The sequence below is a fragment of the Halomonas sp. McD50-4 genome, assembly GCF_022348135.1.
GTDB lineage: Bacteria > Pseudomonadota > Gammaproteobacteria > Pseudomonadales > Halomonadaceae > Vreelandella > Vreelandella piezotolerans.
Genome location: NZ_JAKRFG010000001.1, coordinates 156243 through 171282, shown reverse-complemented (window position 1 = coordinate 171282; position 15040 = coordinate 156243). Strand labels below are relative to the sequence as shown.

At 58.1% G+C, this 15040-nt stretch carries 15 protein-coding genes; 2 read left to right on the top strand and 13 right to left on the bottom strand.

Features of this window, described 5'->3' with window-relative positions:
- The first annotated feature begins 42 nt into the window (after nt 1-42).
- Complete coding sequence (locus tag MHM85_RS00845) at nt 43-1134, top strand: DUF3524 domain-containing protein (RefSeq protein WP_239283372.1); 1092 nt, start codon at nt 43-45, stop codon at nt 1132-1134.
- Here MHM85_RS00845 and MHM85_RS00840 read toward each other — a convergent pair.
- From MHM85_RS00840 to MHM85_RS00780, 13 genes are all read right to left on the bottom strand, one after another.
- Nucleotides 1080-2168 carry a hypothetical protein gene (locus tag MHM85_RS00840; protein WP_239283370.1) on the bottom strand — a complete coding sequence of 363 codons (1089 nt, stop codon included), beginning with the start codon at nt 2166-2168 and terminating at the stop codon, nt 1080-1082. The genes MHM85_RS00845 and MHM85_RS00840 overlap by 55 nt on opposite strands.
- 26 nt (nt 2169-2194) lie before the next feature.
- Entirely contained in the window at nt 2195-2833 is a 639-nt protein-coding gene (gene nth / locus MHM85_RS00835) for an endonuclease III (protein ID WP_239283363.1), read from the bottom strand.
- A 15-nt stretch (nt 2834-2848) separates the two neighbouring features.
- A complete protein-coding gene (locus tag MHM85_RS00830) occupies nt 2849-3550 on the bottom strand; it encodes an electron transport complex subunit E (RefSeq protein WP_239283361.1) in 702 nt (233 codons plus the stop codon).
- The gene (rsxG, locus tag MHM85_RS00825) at nt 3547-4173 is read right to left on the bottom strand and encodes an electron transport complex subunit RsxG (protein WP_239283359.1); all 627 of its coding nucleotides are present in this window, start codon (nt 4171-4173) and stop codon (nt 3547-3549) included. Before rsxG ends, MHM85_RS00830 begins: the two co-directional genes overlap by 4 nt.
- Nucleotides 4170-5201: an RnfABCDGE type electron transport complex subunit D gene (locus MHM85_RS00820; protein WP_239283357.1), complete on the bottom strand. Its 1032-nt coding sequence runs from the start codon at nt 5199-5201 to the stop codon at nt 4170-4172. Before MHM85_RS00820 ends, rsxG begins: the two co-directional genes overlap by 4 nt.
- A complete protein-coding gene (gene rsxC, locus MHM85_RS00815) occupies nt 5198-6859 on the bottom strand; it encodes an electron transport complex subunit RsxC (protein ID WP_239283350.1) in 1662 nt (553 codons plus the stop codon). The genes MHM85_RS00820 and rsxC overlap by 4 nt, the downstream gene beginning before the upstream one ends.
- A complete protein-coding gene (rsxB, locus tag MHM85_RS00810) occupies nt 6846-7427 on the bottom strand; it encodes an electron transport complex subunit RsxB (RefSeq protein WP_153843361.1) in 582 nt (193 codons plus the stop codon). Before rsxB ends, rsxC begins: the two co-directional genes overlap by 14 nt.
- 5 nt (nt 7428-7432) lie before the next feature.
- The gene (rsxA, locus tag MHM85_RS00805; protein ID WP_139527427.1) at nt 7433-8014 is read right to left on the bottom strand and encodes an electron transport complex subunit RsxA; all 582 of its coding nucleotides are present in this window, start codon (nt 8012-8014) and stop codon (nt 7433-7435) included.
- Nucleotides 8011-9600: a diguanylate cyclase gene (locus tag MHM85_RS00800; protein WP_239283348.1), complete on the bottom strand. Its 1590-nt coding sequence runs from the start codon at nt 9598-9600 to the stop codon at nt 8011-8013. The genes rsxA and MHM85_RS00800 overlap by 4 nt, the downstream gene beginning before the upstream one ends.
- Nucleotides 9601-9717: 117 nt before the next feature.
- Entirely contained in the window at nt 9718-11754 is a 2037-nt protein-coding gene (gene metG, locus MHM85_RS00795) for a methionine--tRNA ligase (RefSeq protein WP_239283339.1), read from the bottom strand.
- A 105-nt stretch (nt 11755-11859) separates the two neighbouring features.
- The gene (locus MHM85_RS00790) at nt 11860-12141 is read right to left on the bottom strand and encodes a hypothetical protein (RefSeq protein ID WP_139527432.1); all 282 of its coding nucleotides are present in this window, start codon (nt 12139-12141) and stop codon (nt 11860-11862) included.
- A 103-nt stretch (nt 12142-12244) separates the two neighbouring features.
- Nucleotides 12245-13426, bottom strand: coding sequence for a 1-acyl-sn-glycerol-3-phosphate acyltransferase (locus tag MHM85_RS00785; RefSeq protein WP_239283332.1), 1182 nt, complete (start codon nt 13424-13426; stop codon nt 12245-12247).
- Between the two features lie 57 nt (nt 13427-13483).
- Nucleotides 13484-14422, bottom strand: a complete 939-nt coding sequence (locus MHM85_RS00780; protein WP_239283324.1) for a recombination-associated protein RdgC — start codon at nt 14420-14422, stop codon at nt 13484-13486.
- A gap of 166 nt (nt 14423-14588) precedes the next feature.
- On the opposite strand from MHM85_RS00780, the gene MHM85_RS00775 reads away from it, so the two are divergent.
- The gene (locus tag MHM85_RS00775) at nt 14589-15023 is read left to right on the top strand and encodes a thioesterase family protein (protein WP_239283307.1); all 435 of its coding nucleotides are present in this window, start codon (nt 14589-14591) and stop codon (nt 15021-15023) included.
- Nucleotides 15024-15040 lie beyond the last annotated feature (17 nt).

Genomic DNA, 15040 nt, shown 5'->3' with positions numbered 1-15040 from the left:
GAATGTGACATACGGCGAGGACGTTTCACCGGTAGAGAGATGATGCGCATTTTATTGTTATCGGCTTACGAAGCGGTTAGCCACCGCTATTGGGCAAATACATTGATGGCGGAGGTGGCCGAGGTCGAATGGACGCTGCTGAGCTTGCCAGCGCGTCACTTCTCTTGGCGTATTCGTGGCAACCCTTTGAGTTGGTGGTTGAAAGAGCAGGCGACATTGAGCCAGCGCTACGATGTGGTCCTGGCGACTTCCATGGTGGATATCGCCACGTTGGTGGGATTGTTCCCCCACTTAGGACAGGCACGCAAGGTGGTCTATTTTCATGAAAATCAGTTTGCTTACCCGGAATCCAGCGAGCAAATTCCCCAAGTCGAGGCAAAGATGGTCAACCTGTACGCTGCGCTGGCGGCAGATGAGCTGGTATTCAACACGGCCTACAACCGTGACTCCTTTTTCGATGGCGCGCGACGTTTCTTGAAAAAAATGCCGGAGAATCTGCCCGCGGCCCAACCCCTTGAGCGTTTGCGGAGAGCGGCCCGCATCGTGCCCGTGCCGATTGCTGCCGCCGGTGGTCGTGCGGTCGTCAACTCCAATCCGCAGCGACTGATTTGGAACCACCGCTGGGAGTATGACAAAAACCCAGAGGATTTCTTCAAGGTACTGTTCAAGCTTAGCGACCAGCAAGTGCCGTTCGAGTTGGCGGTGTTGGGACAGCAGTTTCGCGAGGTGCCGGGGATTTTCGCCGAGGCCCAGGAGCGTTTGGCGGCACATATCGTTTGCTGGGGGGCGCAGCCAGAAAAAAAGTATCGCGCGCTGCTCGAAAGCGGCGGCATCGTCGTATCGACCACCTGGCATGAGTTCCAAGGATTGGCCATCATGGAAGCCACCCAACGAGGTGCCACGCCGCTAGTGCCGGACCGGCTTTGTTTCCCGGAGCTTTACCCAAATGAATATCGCTATGATGGCACGCAAGAGGGGCTGTTTCATCGTTTAAAAGCGTGGTTATTGGATCCGACGTGCCAGCCTGCGTTGCTTGACACGTGCTCCTGGGAGTGGCCGCGTTGGCAAGCCGTATATCGTCAACTGCTGATGCAAGGGGCGTCGAGTGACTCCATGCGCCGGGTGGGCCAGTGAACGATCGCCGTATGGCGGCGCATCTTGTCGGCAAGCCCAGGGTGATGATCGCGAATCACCTGCTCGGCAAAATTCGATAAAAATCGCGATTTCAATACGGCCCTCGCACGGTCCACACCGCTATCTTGGTAAGGCGTTGACGCCAAAAGCATAAAACCGTCTTTGGGAATTCGCCCCGCACGCATGTTGGCCTCGATAATGCTTGCGGCGGTCGACAATGGGGCCGCCAGGTCTGGTCCGTAGGGACCGATGATCAACGCGGTGTTAGGTAGGTGCAAGAAGTCGAAGCCGCGTCCTATGCAGATGACCCACTCGCGATGCTCGATGTCGAGCTCTCGGGTCACGCCGCTTAGCTCGCTTACATGAGCCATGTTGCCCGCCAGCAGCGGCAGCAGATCTCGTTGAACATCATCAGGCATGTCGGGACAAAGGCTCGCTAACGTGGCGTGTAAATCATTCGCTGGTCGATCGATCCAGTCGCGTATATCGAGCACCTCGCCACCTTGGCCGTGAAGAATCATGGCGTCGCTGTCGGTTTCAAAGCCGCACACGAGCGGGTAGACCTGCTGATGGTCGTGGCCAAACAGCTGGCCTGCTTGCTGAGCAATGGCGTACGCGTGGGCTTTGGCCGCGTCGGCATCGCAGTTGAACCCGGCGCATCCCCGTGCGGGATGTCCGTTAGAAAAATGGTAAGTAATCAGCAACAGCGTGGCGCGACCGCTCTGAGTGGCTTGCAAGACAGTCTCGGTGAGCAGCTCGCCGAGATAAGGCCAGCCTAGGTCGAAAATACCGCCTAGATTACGAAACGGTGTGATGATTCCAAGCGGTGTCTGCGTGGCGTGAGGAATATGAATTCGGCCATCCATACATTTCATCACCACAATCGACGTCGGATGCTTGGCCATATAGCGCTGGCGGGCCAGCCAGGCATCTGGGCTGCAAAAACGTTCGGCGTGCTGCCTGGAAAGTTGCAGCAGGGCATCGATACGCTGGGTAATAGGCTGGCGGTAGAGGTCAGCAGTGGTGCTTGGCATGGGACGATCCTGGCGGTGGCATGCGGTTAGGCAAGCTCGGTCTTTTCTTTATAGTCGCACAGATCTTCGATGATACAGCTACCGCAGCGAGGTTTTCGCGCAATGCACGTGTAACGCCCATGTAGTATCAGCCAATGATGGGCGTCTTGCTTGAAGGCGCTGGGAACATGGCGCAGCAGCTTTCGTTCGACCTCGATGACGTCCTTGCCCTTGGCGATGCCGGTGCGGTTCGATACGCGAAAAATGTGCGTATCCACCGCAATGGTAGGCTGACCAAAGGCCGTATTTAAAATCACATTGGCGGTCTTGCGACCCACCCCGGGTAGCGCCTCAAGCGCTTTGCGAGTTTGCGGGACCTGACCGCCATGCTGGTCGACCAGCAGGTGGCAGGTTTTCATGAGATTGTCTGCCTTGGTATTGAATAGCCCAATGGTTTTGATGTGCTGTTTTAGGCCGTCGATACCTAGTTCGATAATGGCTTGGGGCGTATTGGCGACCGGAAAAAGCCGGGCCGTTGCTTTGTTGACGCCTACGTCGGTGGCTTGGGCGGAAAGCAGTACCGCCGCGAGCAGTTCGAACGGCGTGCTCCAGTTGAGTTCGGTGGTGGGGTGCGGGTTTTCCGCCTGTAGGCGCGCGAAAATCTCATGACGCTTTTGGGCATTCATGGTGTGTTCTCTTGGTTACTTGATGGTGCCGGTCACTCGCACGCGCCGCTCGGCGCGCGGGGTGCTCGTCGTCGGCGCTGCCCGGAAAGCACGCCGCGCATCCAGCGCATTTTTGAGTGCGATCAAAAGCCCGGCCACGAAGAAAGCGCCAGGCGGAAGAAGGAAAAAGAGAAACTGGTAATCCGCCGCCAGGGTGATCTGCCAGTCAGCGGCCACGGGCCCCAACAGCAGCGCCATGTCGCTCAATAGGGTGCCCTGGCCCATGAGCTCGCGAATCGCGCCCATGAGCACCAGCACGGCACCAAATCCCAATCCCATCATCAAACCATCGATCGCCGCGGGCAGCACGGGTTGGCGGGAGGCAAACGCCTCCGCGCGACCCAATATGGCGCAGTTGGTCACGATAAGCGGAATGAAGATGCCTAGTATTTGATACAGCGAATAAGCAAACGCGGCCATCAGCAGCTCGGCGCAGGTCACGAAGGCGGCAATCACCATGACGAACGCGGGCAAGCGCACGGCGCTGGGCACTTGGTGGCGAATCAGCGAGATCGTCGTGCTGGATCCCACCAGCACCAACAGTGTCGCCAGCGCCAAGCCTAATGCGTTCACCAGGCTGGCGCTGACGGCCAGCAGTGGGCATAGTCCGAGTAATTGCACCAGCGCTGGATTGTTCGACCAAAGCCCTTCACGGGCCAGCTCTCTCCATTGGCTCATAGGGCTGACTCCTGCCGGGCGAGCTGTTGGTGATAATAGCGTAACGTATCGTGTACGGCGTTGATCACGGCCCGTGGCGTGATCGTTGCGCCGGTAAAACTGTCGAAGTCGCCGCCCTCTTTACGAACCGCCCAGCCGCTGGGGGATAGGCTTTGTAGGCTCAATCCGTCGAACGATGTGATCCAGTCGCTGCGGGAGCGTTCGATATCGTCGCCAAGCCCTGGCGTCTCTTGATGGTGAGTGACGCGCACACCGGTTATCTCGCCGCTCTGGTCAATGGCTACTAGCAGGCGAATCTCGCCGTTATACCCTTGGCGGGTAACGACCGGCAGAATGGTGACGGCGTCGCCGCCTTGCTGCACCCGCCAACCCTCTTGTGGCATCTTGTAGCCCAATAATGAGGGAGCGGGTAACGAAAACGTGCCCTCTAGAACGGTTTGAACCGGTGCCGTGGACAGTGGCGCGGGGAGTACTTCCTGCAGCTGACGATGCTGATAGGCGAGCTGATGCGCGGCAATACGTTCCTCCGTCACGGCGCGGATGAGGGTGACGCTACCGGCAGTGACGAGGGCAAACAGGCCTAGAGCCAACGCACCGCGTCGCATGGCGTGCTGGGGCGTCATGGCGCGCTCCTCTTGGTTCCGGAGTGAGCGGTAGATTGCCCCACTGGGTGTGGTACGCTGACAGTATCCAGCAGTGGCACGCAGAGGTTCATCAGCAACACCGCAAAAGCGACGGCATCGGGATAACCGCCTAAATGTCGAATCAGGATGATCAGTACCCCAATTCCCGCGCCGTAGAGCAGCTTTCCCCGGCGGCTGGTGGCTGACGACACCGGGTCGGTGGCAATGAAAAAGGCGCCAAACAGCGTTGCCCCAGTGACAAGATGAAACAGCGGAGAGGCAAAGTGGCTGGTGTCGCTGGCGTAAAACAGCGCAGAGAGCAGCAGCATGCTGCCCAGCATGGCAACCGGGATATGCCAACTGATCAGCCGCTTGACGATCAATACCAAGCCCCCTATCAGCCATGCCAGGGCGATATTGCGCCAAGCCGCCAACGTGCCTTCTGGAAGTGGCGACGATGCCCAGAACTCACTGGCGAGCACGGCCTCGCCCTTGTGTTTGAAGGCATCGAGTGGCGTAGCGCCGCTGAGTGCATCCAGCGTGGTCATGGGCACGGTTCCTAATATTTGCGGCCATAACGTATCGGGCCAGAGTGCTTGTGGAGGCGCCCAGAGCGTCATTTGCGTGGGAAACGATACGAGCAGAAGCGCATAGCCCACCATCGCAGGGTTGAACGGATTGTGGCCCAAGCCACCGTAAAGTTGCTTGGCAACGACGACGGCGGCGATCACACCCACGCCTATTAGCCACCATGGGCTGGCAGGCGGTAGCGACGCACCTAGCAATACCCCGGTGAGCAGGGCGCTGGCGTCATTGAGCGTTGGCCAGACGGGGCGACGGCGTAGTCTCAGAATGAACGCTTCAGCGGCGACGGCCAAAAGCGCCGCGATCAGTACGTTGCTGAGCACCCCGAGCCCAAAATAGAGCGTCATCATCCCGAGACCGGGTAGCATGGCGGCGATGACCCAGCGCATGATATGAGCTGTCGAGGGGGTGCCCGCTAGATGAGAGGCGTGCATCATGCTCATGGGGCTTCCTTATTCTCACTGGCGGCGCGGGCTTCGGCCAGTCGCGCTTCTGCCGCTTTGAGATTCTCTTGAGCAGTGGCGAGTTGGGTCTCCAAGTCGTCGTGGCGCTGCTGCGGGTCTTCAGCGGCAGCCCGCGCCAATACTTTCTCCGCTTTACGCACGGCCGCTTTTGCAGCCGTTTGAGCAATGCGCAAGCTGCGCAGATCCGCCACGGGGAGGGAGGGCGAGTCCATGGTGCCATTCGCGCTGGGCGACTGTTGGGCAAGACGAGCCTGGCGGCGCGCTTTCTTCTCTGCCTCTTCCCTGGCCAGCCGTGCCTGACGAAATTCGAAGCGATGTTTGGCGTGTTCCGCTTTGGCGGTCTCGATGCGTTTATGTCGAATGCGCTGTTTCGCCGAGCGGTAGTCCTGCACCAGGGGGATCGCGCTCGGGCAAACGTAGCTGCAGGCACCGCACTCGATGCAATCGAACAGATGGTGAGCGTCGAGGGCGGTGTCGTTTTGGGCGCGGGCATACCAGTGCAACTGCTGGGGAAGCAATTGAGCAGGACACACGCTTTCACACGCTCCGCAGCGAATGCAGGGGGCTTCCGCTGGCGCTGGCGGCAGCTCCTCTTGTGTGGCAGCAATCAGACAGTTGGTGGTTTTGGTGACGGGGGCGGCCAATGAGGTTAGAGGCGTACCCATCATCGGCCCGCCGACTACCACGCGATGGAGCCGTTCTTGCACTAAGCCCACCTGCTCCAGAAGCGACGCGACCGAGGTGCCTACACGCACCCAGTAGTTGCCAGGATGATCAATGGCATCACCGGTGAGCGTGACGATTCTTTCTACCACTGGCGTCCCATCGCGAACCGCTTGCAGTGCCGCCATCAGCGTTCCGGGGTTGTGGCACAGCACGCCGATATCGGCGGGTAGACCGCCGCTGGGCACGTCGCGATTCAGCAGTTTTTTGATGAGCTGGCGTTCCCCCCCACTGGGGTAGCGCGTCTCGATGACCTTGAGTGCCACCTTGGCGGGCCGCCCAAGGTCAGCGAGAACGGCTTGGAGCGCTTGACAGGCCTCAGGCTTGTTATCTTCGATACCGACGATGATGTGTGCGGCTCCGCATAGACGGGCCAGCAACTGAGCTCCCTCGAGCACATCCGCCGCATGGTAACGTAGCGTCAGGTCATCGGCGGTAATGTAAGGCTCGCACTCGGCGGCATTGACCACTAACGTGTCAATCGCGTGCTGCTGGCTGACATTGGCTTTGAGGTAGGTTGGAAAGCCTGCACCGCCCAGGCCCACCAGCCCCGCCTCGTCCAGTCTTGATAGCAGCGCGTCGCAATGGGTGGTGCGCCAATCCAATGGCGGTAGCGTTATCCGGCGATCTTCACCATCGCCTTGAATGACGATGTCGCTATCGGTGATCTCGATCACGGTGCCGCTGATACTGGCGTGCACATTGGCTGAGACCATTCCGTCGCGACGGGCGACTGGCGTGCCTGTGTCGACCGCATCGCCCACGTTCACGCAGGGCAGCGCCGCTTTACCGGTGTGTTGCGACAGCGGTAGCGCGACCACATTGGGCAGCGGTGCGATGCGCAGCGGCGCTCGATTCGAGCGCTCTTTGCGTTCGGGCGGGTAGATGCCGCCTGGAAAGTCATTGGCTCGCATGCACGCTCCTAAGTGGTTGGCGGTCGCTCACGATCGGGTCCCACTGAGTCAGCGGTTTGCGTCGGGGCAGCATATCGATGCAATCCACCGGGCAGGGCGCCACGCAGAGGTCGCAGCCGGTACATTCGTCCTCGATCACCGTATGCATCTGTTTGGCCGCGCCGACAATGGCATCCACCGGGCACGCCTGAATACACTTGGTGCAGCCGATACACTCGGCTTCGCGAATGTAGGCCACCGTATCCTCATCAGTGGCTTCGCCGTCCAGTGGAGCGGGATCACGGCCCAGCAGGTCCGCCAGTGCTTGTATGGTCGTATCGCCCCCGGGAGGGCACTTATTGATGGCGTCGCCCTGATTGATCGCTTCGGCGTAGGGGCGGCAACCGGGGTAGCCACACTGGCCACATTGGGTTTGAGGCAGCAGCGCATCGATGTTCTCGACGAGGGGGTTCTCTTCGCCTTTGAAGCGAGCGCTTGCCATACCCAACAATGCGCCAAACACGATGCCCAGGCCGGTAAGGACGCCAGCGGCGCTCAGCACGCCCCACCATGAAAAAGGTTCGCTCATGGTCGTTACCCCTGTGCCAATCCAGAAAAACCAAGAAACGCCAGCGACATCAGACTGGCAGTGATCATGGCAATGGCCGCACCGCGAAAGGGTTTGGGCACATCTGCACTGGCCAAGCGTTCGCGCATGGCAGCGAATAGCACCAACACTAGCGAGAAGCCTAACGCCGCGCCTAGACCATACAGCGTGGTATGGAAAAAGCTTAGCTCGCGGTTGAGCGACAGTAGTGCTACGCCTAGCACGGCGCAGTTGGTGGTGATGAGCGGCAGAAATATACCTAATACCTGATGCAATAACGGACTGAGCTGGCGCACCATGATCTCGGTAAATTGCACGACAGCGGCAATCACGACGATGAAACTGATGGTTCGTAAGTAGGTGACGTCCAGCGGAACGAGCAAGCCATGGTAAACCACGTAGCTCGCGGCGGACGCGAGGGTCAAAACGAACGTGGTCGCCAGTGACATGCCCAGAGCCGATTCGAGCTTGTTCGACACGCCCATGAAGGGACAAAGCCCGAGAAACTGGACCAGCACGAAATTGTTCACCAGCGCGGTGGTGATCAGGATGACGAAGAGTTCATTCATGACGGCGTATTTTGCTTCGAAATTGGGCAGCTGACTAGAGACGGCTCGAAGAGGATGACACAGTGGCGACCTTGTGCTTTGGCAAGGTAGAGTGCTTGGTCGGCGGTCGTCATGATGGCGCTGGGGAGTGATGCCTCGCTATCGTCTAGCATGCCAATCCCAACGCTGATGGTGACATGTTCGCAGACCGGGGAGCGTTCATGGCGTAAGTGTAACTGATCCACGGCATCGACCAGCGCGTTGGCAAGTGTCTTGGCGTGCTGTGAGGTGACGCCTGGCAGCAACGCACTGAACTCCTCGCCGCCGGTGCGTGCGATGAAAAAGCCGTGACGGCTTGCCACGTCCTGTAGTGCAGCGGCTACTCGTTTTAAGCATTCGTCGCCTTGTTGATGGCCGTAGCCATCGTTGTAGAGCTTGAAGTGATCGATATCGAGCATCATGACCGCCAGCGGTGCCACCTCCTGCGTGGCTTGACTCACCGCAGCCGTCAAGCGCTGGTCGAACAGCCGCCGATTGGGTAGCTCTGTCAACGCATCGTGGGTGGACATACGCAATAGCTCCGCATTGAGCTGGTGCTGGCAGGCGAGCTGCTCGCGAAATGCCCTGGAAAGGAGACCGATTTCATCGCGACGCTCGGTCAACCCCTCGCTGTCATCGAATTGGCCCGCAAACTGTGTGAACGCAGTGAGCTGGCGCAAAGGCTTCAGCACCATACGTTCTAGCAAAAACAGTACCAAACCAATGACGAGCAGCATCAAACCCGCCGTCCACACCAACAGATAGCGAAACGTAGTAAGACTTGCCAGGTACTGCACGCGATTGAGTTCTATCGTCAACGACACGGCCTCGGAAGTGCCGTAGGCAGCGAACAAGTGAGAGGCCGTTACCTGATCCCCCGAGAACGTGAGCTCGGTTGAATGGGCAGCGGCAAAGGGCTCGACCTGCAGCGATAGAGAGAGCCCTGTGTAATCCGTCATTCTTTCGAGCCAAGCATCATCCAGGGCGCGGACCTTGAATAGCCAGCCGTTAGGCGGACCGCTCTCGTCGGTGTGGAGTATGTGGCTGGCGGCGACAAGGGCGGGCCACTGTTCGATGTACATGGCCATTGGCGCTACCTGGGTAGCGATGGCCGACTGCATGGTATCGACCCAGGGTGCCATCCACGCGCAGGGACCAACGGCGGCGGTGCAGGTTTGGTAGCGCCCGGTGGTCGGCTCCAACCCCGCCAAGAAATGAACCTCACCTTGTAGCGTAAAGAACGCCATGAGGTGATAGTTCATATCTTCGAACATTTGCTGGCTAAAATTGACCTCGGCGTAGCGAGGATAGCTGCCCTCGATGAACTGGTAGGTGTCATCCCAGTGTGCCCAGTCCTGCGCCTGAGCAAGCAGGCTTTCCTGGTTGAGCTCGAGGCTACGCGTCGCCCGGTCGAGTTCACGCTGCACCGCAGTGCGCTCTTCGGCTTTCAGCGCTGGAAAAATCAGCCATTTGCTGATGGCTGCGAGTGCTACCATGGCCACGATCAATACTCCGCCCAGTACGGCAAAGAAACGAAAACGCAAGGACAAGGAGAAGCGCTGGCCCATAGAGCAGACTCATGTTGTTGTTAATGAATGAAGGCCACTAACGGTGTGAATGAAAGTCCCTTAAAGACGAAAGGGGCAGGCTCATCGCCTTGCCCCTTTCGTCCATGAACGGCGGCGTTACGTTACACGTTGACCTGGTTCCGCGCCAGCGTCCGGTGAGAGCAAATAAATGCCCTCTTTGTTAGCCGAGGCGAGTACCATACCTTCGGAAATGCCAAATCGCATCTTGCGAGGCGCTAGGTTGGCGACCATGACGGTCAGGCGGCCTTCCAACGCTTCGGGCGAGTACGCAGAGCGAATGCCCGAGAAGACGTTGCGGGTTTCGCCGCCCAAATCCAAGGTAAGCTGGAGGAGCTTGTCAGCGCCCTCGACATACTGCGCTTTGGCAATGCGTGCAATACGCAGGTCCACTTGGGCGAACGCGTCAAAGTCGATTTCCGCAGCGATGGGCGTCTCGGCCAGCGGGCCCTTGGGTGCGCTTTTCAACTTCTGCTCTTCGACCAGATCCTCTTTCGATGCCTCGATCATTGCATCGATTTTCTCACGCTCGACGCGAGTCATGAGCGGCTTGAATTTGTTGATCGAATGATTGACGAGTACGTTACCACGGCTTCCCCAATCCAGAGTGTCAACATTTATAAACTCGCGTGCCTGCTCGGCCATGGCGGGGACGACGGGTGCCAAGTAGACCATCAGCTGGCGGAACAGATTAATGCCGACCGAGCAGATGTCCAGCACCTCCTGGTCACGTCCCTCTTGCTTGGCCAGCGCCCAGGGCTCTTTTTCAGCAATGTAGGTATTCGCTTCATCGGCCAATTCCATGATTTTACGCATGGCGCGGCTGAATTCGCGGGCTTCGAAATCGGCGGCGATCTCGTCGCCTGCAGCGATGAAACGCGCGACCATTTGCGGCTCGGCGCAATGCGGCGAGAGCGTGCCGCCACCGAGCTTTTTGACGAAACCGGCGCAGCGGCTAGCGATATTCACGACCTTACCCACGAGATCCGAATTCACGCGTGCGGCGAAATCCTCGAGGTTCAAGTCGAGATCATCCACTTTCGAGGTAAGCTTGGCAGCAAAGTAGTAGCGCAGGTACTCAGGATTGAGGTGTTCGGCGTAGGTGGCCGCTTTGATAAAGGTGCCGCGGGACTTCGACATCTTCGCGCCATCGACGGTCAAGAAACCGTGGCAGTTGACCGCGGTGGGAGTGCGCAGGTCGGCACCGTGGAGCATGGCGGGCCAGAACAGCGCATGAAAGTAGACGATGTCTTTACCGATGAAGTGGTAGACCTCGGCGTCGGAGTCCTTTTTCCAGAAACGGTCGAAATCGAGCCCATCGCGCTCGCATAGGTTTTTGAAACTGGCGAGATAGCCAATCGGAGCGTCGAGCCAGACATAGAAGTACTTGCCTGGGGCGTCGGGGATCTCGAACCCAAAATAGGGCGCGTCGCGGGAAATGTCCCACTCGTTGAAACCGGACTCGAACCACTCCATTAGTTTGTTACGGATTTGCGGCTGCACGTGGCCGTCGTTGATCCACTCCTGTAGAAAATCAGCGAAGTCCGGCAGTTTGAAGAAGTAGTGGGTAGAACTCCGCACCTCGGGCGTTGCACCAGAGATGGCGGACACCGGATTGATCAAGTCTGCTGGCGTGTAGGTCGCGCCGCATTTTTCGCAGTTGTCGCCGTACTGATCGTCCGAATGGCATTTCGGGCAGGTGCCTTTGATGAAGCGGTCAGCAAGAAACAAGCCTTTCTGCGGGTCAAACATCTGCTCGATATCGCGAGTCGCGATATGGCCTTTGTCACGCAGGCGGGTATAGATCAATTCGCTAAAGTGGCGGTTTTCGTCCGAGTGCGTGGAATGATAGTTATCGAACCCTACACCGAAGCGGGCAAAATCTTCCTGATGATCTTGTGAGACGCGCTCGATCAGCGCTTCTGGCGAGATACCTTCCTGCTCGGCACGCAGCATGATCGCCGTGCCGTGCGCATCGTCGGCGCAAACGTAGTAACACCGCTGGCCACGGCTTTTTTGAAAGCGTACCCATATATCTGTTTGGATATACTCCAGCAGGTGACCGAGATGAATGGCGCCATTGGCATAGGGCAGGGCGCTCGTCACCAGAATGTTGCGCGGGGCAGTATTGGACATGGTGAGTGAAAATTCCGGTTAGACAATACAAATAAAGACGGCGAAGGGGAGGTGCTTCGCCGGTAACGTCAGGTTGAATGCGAATTAGTCGCCAGTAACAACGGCTTAGTAGAGCGCCTGCTCTTCTTGCACCACTTCGCGCAATAATTCTAAGAACAGTTTATCAGCCTCGGAGTGCTCGGCAGGGTCTTCGGGAATATGCACGCTGGTCGTGTCAGAAATTTCATTGGCAATGCGCGCCATGACGGCTGGGCTGCTGCCTTCGGTGAGCTGCGAACGGGCAATGGCCAAAGACTGCTCGAGAATTTTAGGATCTTGTAGTAGTTTGCGGATAAAGCCGCGTAGCTCATTGATAATACGTGTTTTTTGAATTTCTGATGCGGACATGGGGAGTCTCCTTAAGACCGCGCTTGGCAAAACGACCAAGCGTGACCAATGAATGCCTTGACCATAGCACTTTTTCTACTCGTCAGCATGCGCAGATTGACGGCTAAAGACTCAGCCTGCCTGCCTTGTGTTTCACAGGGTTGGCGTACTGCTCGAGCCAATACGGACGCAGTGCTTCGGGGACACTGGCCAAGCGCGCCTTGAACCGCTCACGATCTTGTCGAGTAATCGCTTTACGGGCGACCAGCTCGGGTGACTCGCCTAGTGCTTCCAGCGCCAAATAGTGGCTGGGGAAGAGGCGATAGCCGCCAATGACTTGCCGATCGATTTCAGCGGCCACCTCGTCGGGGGTGGCCATGTCGGCACCGACCGGCGTGCCGAATTTGAGCTGAACGCGCCCTTTAGACCCGGTGATGCCTGCTACGATAGAGCGAATGTCTTCAAACTCACTTTTGGCGTAGCTGCCCTGGTGGGCGATATCGTGCAGCTCTTGGGCTTTTTGCACGTCGCAGGGATCATACTCGTAGCTGATCGAGACCGGCACCAACTTGAGCTCGGCAATGGCGTCACCAAACACCATGTCGCGTTCGGTGTGACGTTTGGCCATGATGAGCATTTTGATGATGGCAGGGTCCGTTCGGTCAATGCCGTTTTTGGCACGGCCTTCGCGCTGAGCCATCCATATGGAGTGGTTGTCTTCGGTAATCGAGTGGCGGATATACGAAGAGAGCTGCTGATAGGCGGCCAGCATGGCCCGCTTGCCGCGCGCGCTGCGAGGCACGATGAAGCTCTTGTTAAGGCGCATCAGGTCGGTGACATAGGGTTTTTTCAGTAAGTTATCACCTATGGCGATGCGCACGGTGTCTCGTCCCGCTTCATAAAGCGCATAATTGACGAAGGCAGGATCCAGTGAAATGTCGCGGTGGTTACCAATGAAGAGGTAAGCGCCGTCATCGTCGAGTTTGTCGAGGCCCGACACATCGAAGGCATCGGTCGTCGTGCGGATCATGCGCACCATATAGCTGGCAATGCGCATCTGAAATTCTCGGACGCTGGTCACTCCTTTGACTTCTCTTCGAACGGCATGGCCTGCCAGCGCGCGCGCCAGCGGTGGCGCCCACTTGGCCATGCGGGGCAGCCGGAAGCGGGTTAGCGCATCGAGCAGCTCGCTGTCGCGAGAAAGCCTTTCGAGTACATCGGCTACCTCATGATCCGCATAAGGACGAATGTCGGCCCAGGGGTCATTCGGCGTGTCAGCGTGTGGTGCGTTATTGTGTTGAGTCATGCGATCCGTTGGGTATCTACTAAATAATCGAGTGACGGTATCTGTGCGTATCGTTCGTTAGGCGTCTGATGGAGTCGTCGGTTCCCGCTGAGTTTCGCCACCGAGCCATTCGAGTAGGCGGGATACGTCCTCGGACAATGCCTGTGCCAACAAAATAAAATCGGTTTCCAATCGAGCCAGCGCATCGTCGCCGTCATCGGCATGATCCGCTTCTTCGATGAGCGCGTCGCCAAAGCGTAGCGATTTGAGTGCTAGATCGTCGTGCAACACGAAGCTTAGACGGCCGTCGAGACTCATCGCCAGTTTGCTGGCTTGGCGCCCGCTTTCGAGAAGCTGTTGAATTTCGTCGCTGTCGAGATCGACCTGGCGCGCGCGCAGTACGCCGTCGTCACCTTTGGCCTTGAGCTCCACTTGGTCGCCAAGCTGGAGGTCGGCAGGGCGGCTGGCCGGGTCGCCAAGCCAAGTGGTCATGGCGCGGATGGGCAACGTTTGGCTACTGAGCGGCGTGACTTTCAAGCTGCCAAGGGTTTCGCGCAGCAGGTCCAGTACATCCTCAGCGCGGCTGCGCGAGCTGGCATTCACGCCAATGAGCTGACGCTTCGTATCCCACCAGAGGTCGATTTTTTGGCTGCGGACGAAGGCGCGGGGCAAGAGCGCTTCGGTAACTTGCTCTTTGAGTGCCATTTTTTCTTTACGAGTCACTTTACGCCCTTCGCTGGCCTCGATGTCAGCGACCTTTTCATCGACTTCTTCTTTGACGACCGAGGCGGGAAGCAGACGTTCCTGGCGCAAGGCCGAGAGTAGGCGGTGCCCCTGAATCTCATGGACACGCTGGTCGCCGCCTAGCCGTCCGGCAGGAGCCGTCCAGCCCAAGCGGCGTGCATCCGCATTGCCTAGCGGCTTGGCCGCGTGCTCATCCAGTGCATTGGCCAGGGTTTGGCTATCTAGCTCGGGAGCGCCGTGCAGGCGATATAAATGCAGGTGCTTAAACCACATGTCACCGATCCTATGAAAAAGGTGGCACATTATGTCGAAACGCGGCCTGTCCTACCAGCACCTTGGCGCGGCGACTTGCTGTTGCACTAGTTTAAAACTTGTGTTTGATTTGCAAGGTATTAACGATTCCTTGCCCATTTCCATAAGCAGTGAACAAGAGGATGCTATGTCTGAATCAATTTCCCAAGTCGGTATGCGGGTTCGTGGTTACCATTTGGATGGCTATGGTCATGTCAACAACGCGCGCTACTTGGAGTTCATGGAGGAGGGGCGATGGGCGTTCTTTGACGAACATCCCCGGCTCATTGGGCAGCTTCACAGTGCTGGTCGCGCTTTCGTCGTCGTCAATTTGAACATCGACTATCGCGCGGCAGCCGTGCAGGGGGACGATTTGCAGGTGTTCACAGGCATCGTCGACGTGGGTGAGCGAAGTGCGCTCTGCCATCACCGCATCGTTCGATCTGACGGCACCTTGATCGCCCAGGCCGACCTCACCTTCGTTCTGTTGGATGTGAAGGCCAATAAAGCCGCCGCCATCGAAGGGGAGGTGCGCGATGTGCTGCAGGGGATGGTCGTGGCCAAGGAGTCGTTCACGCCCTGAGTGGTAATGGTGGTGTC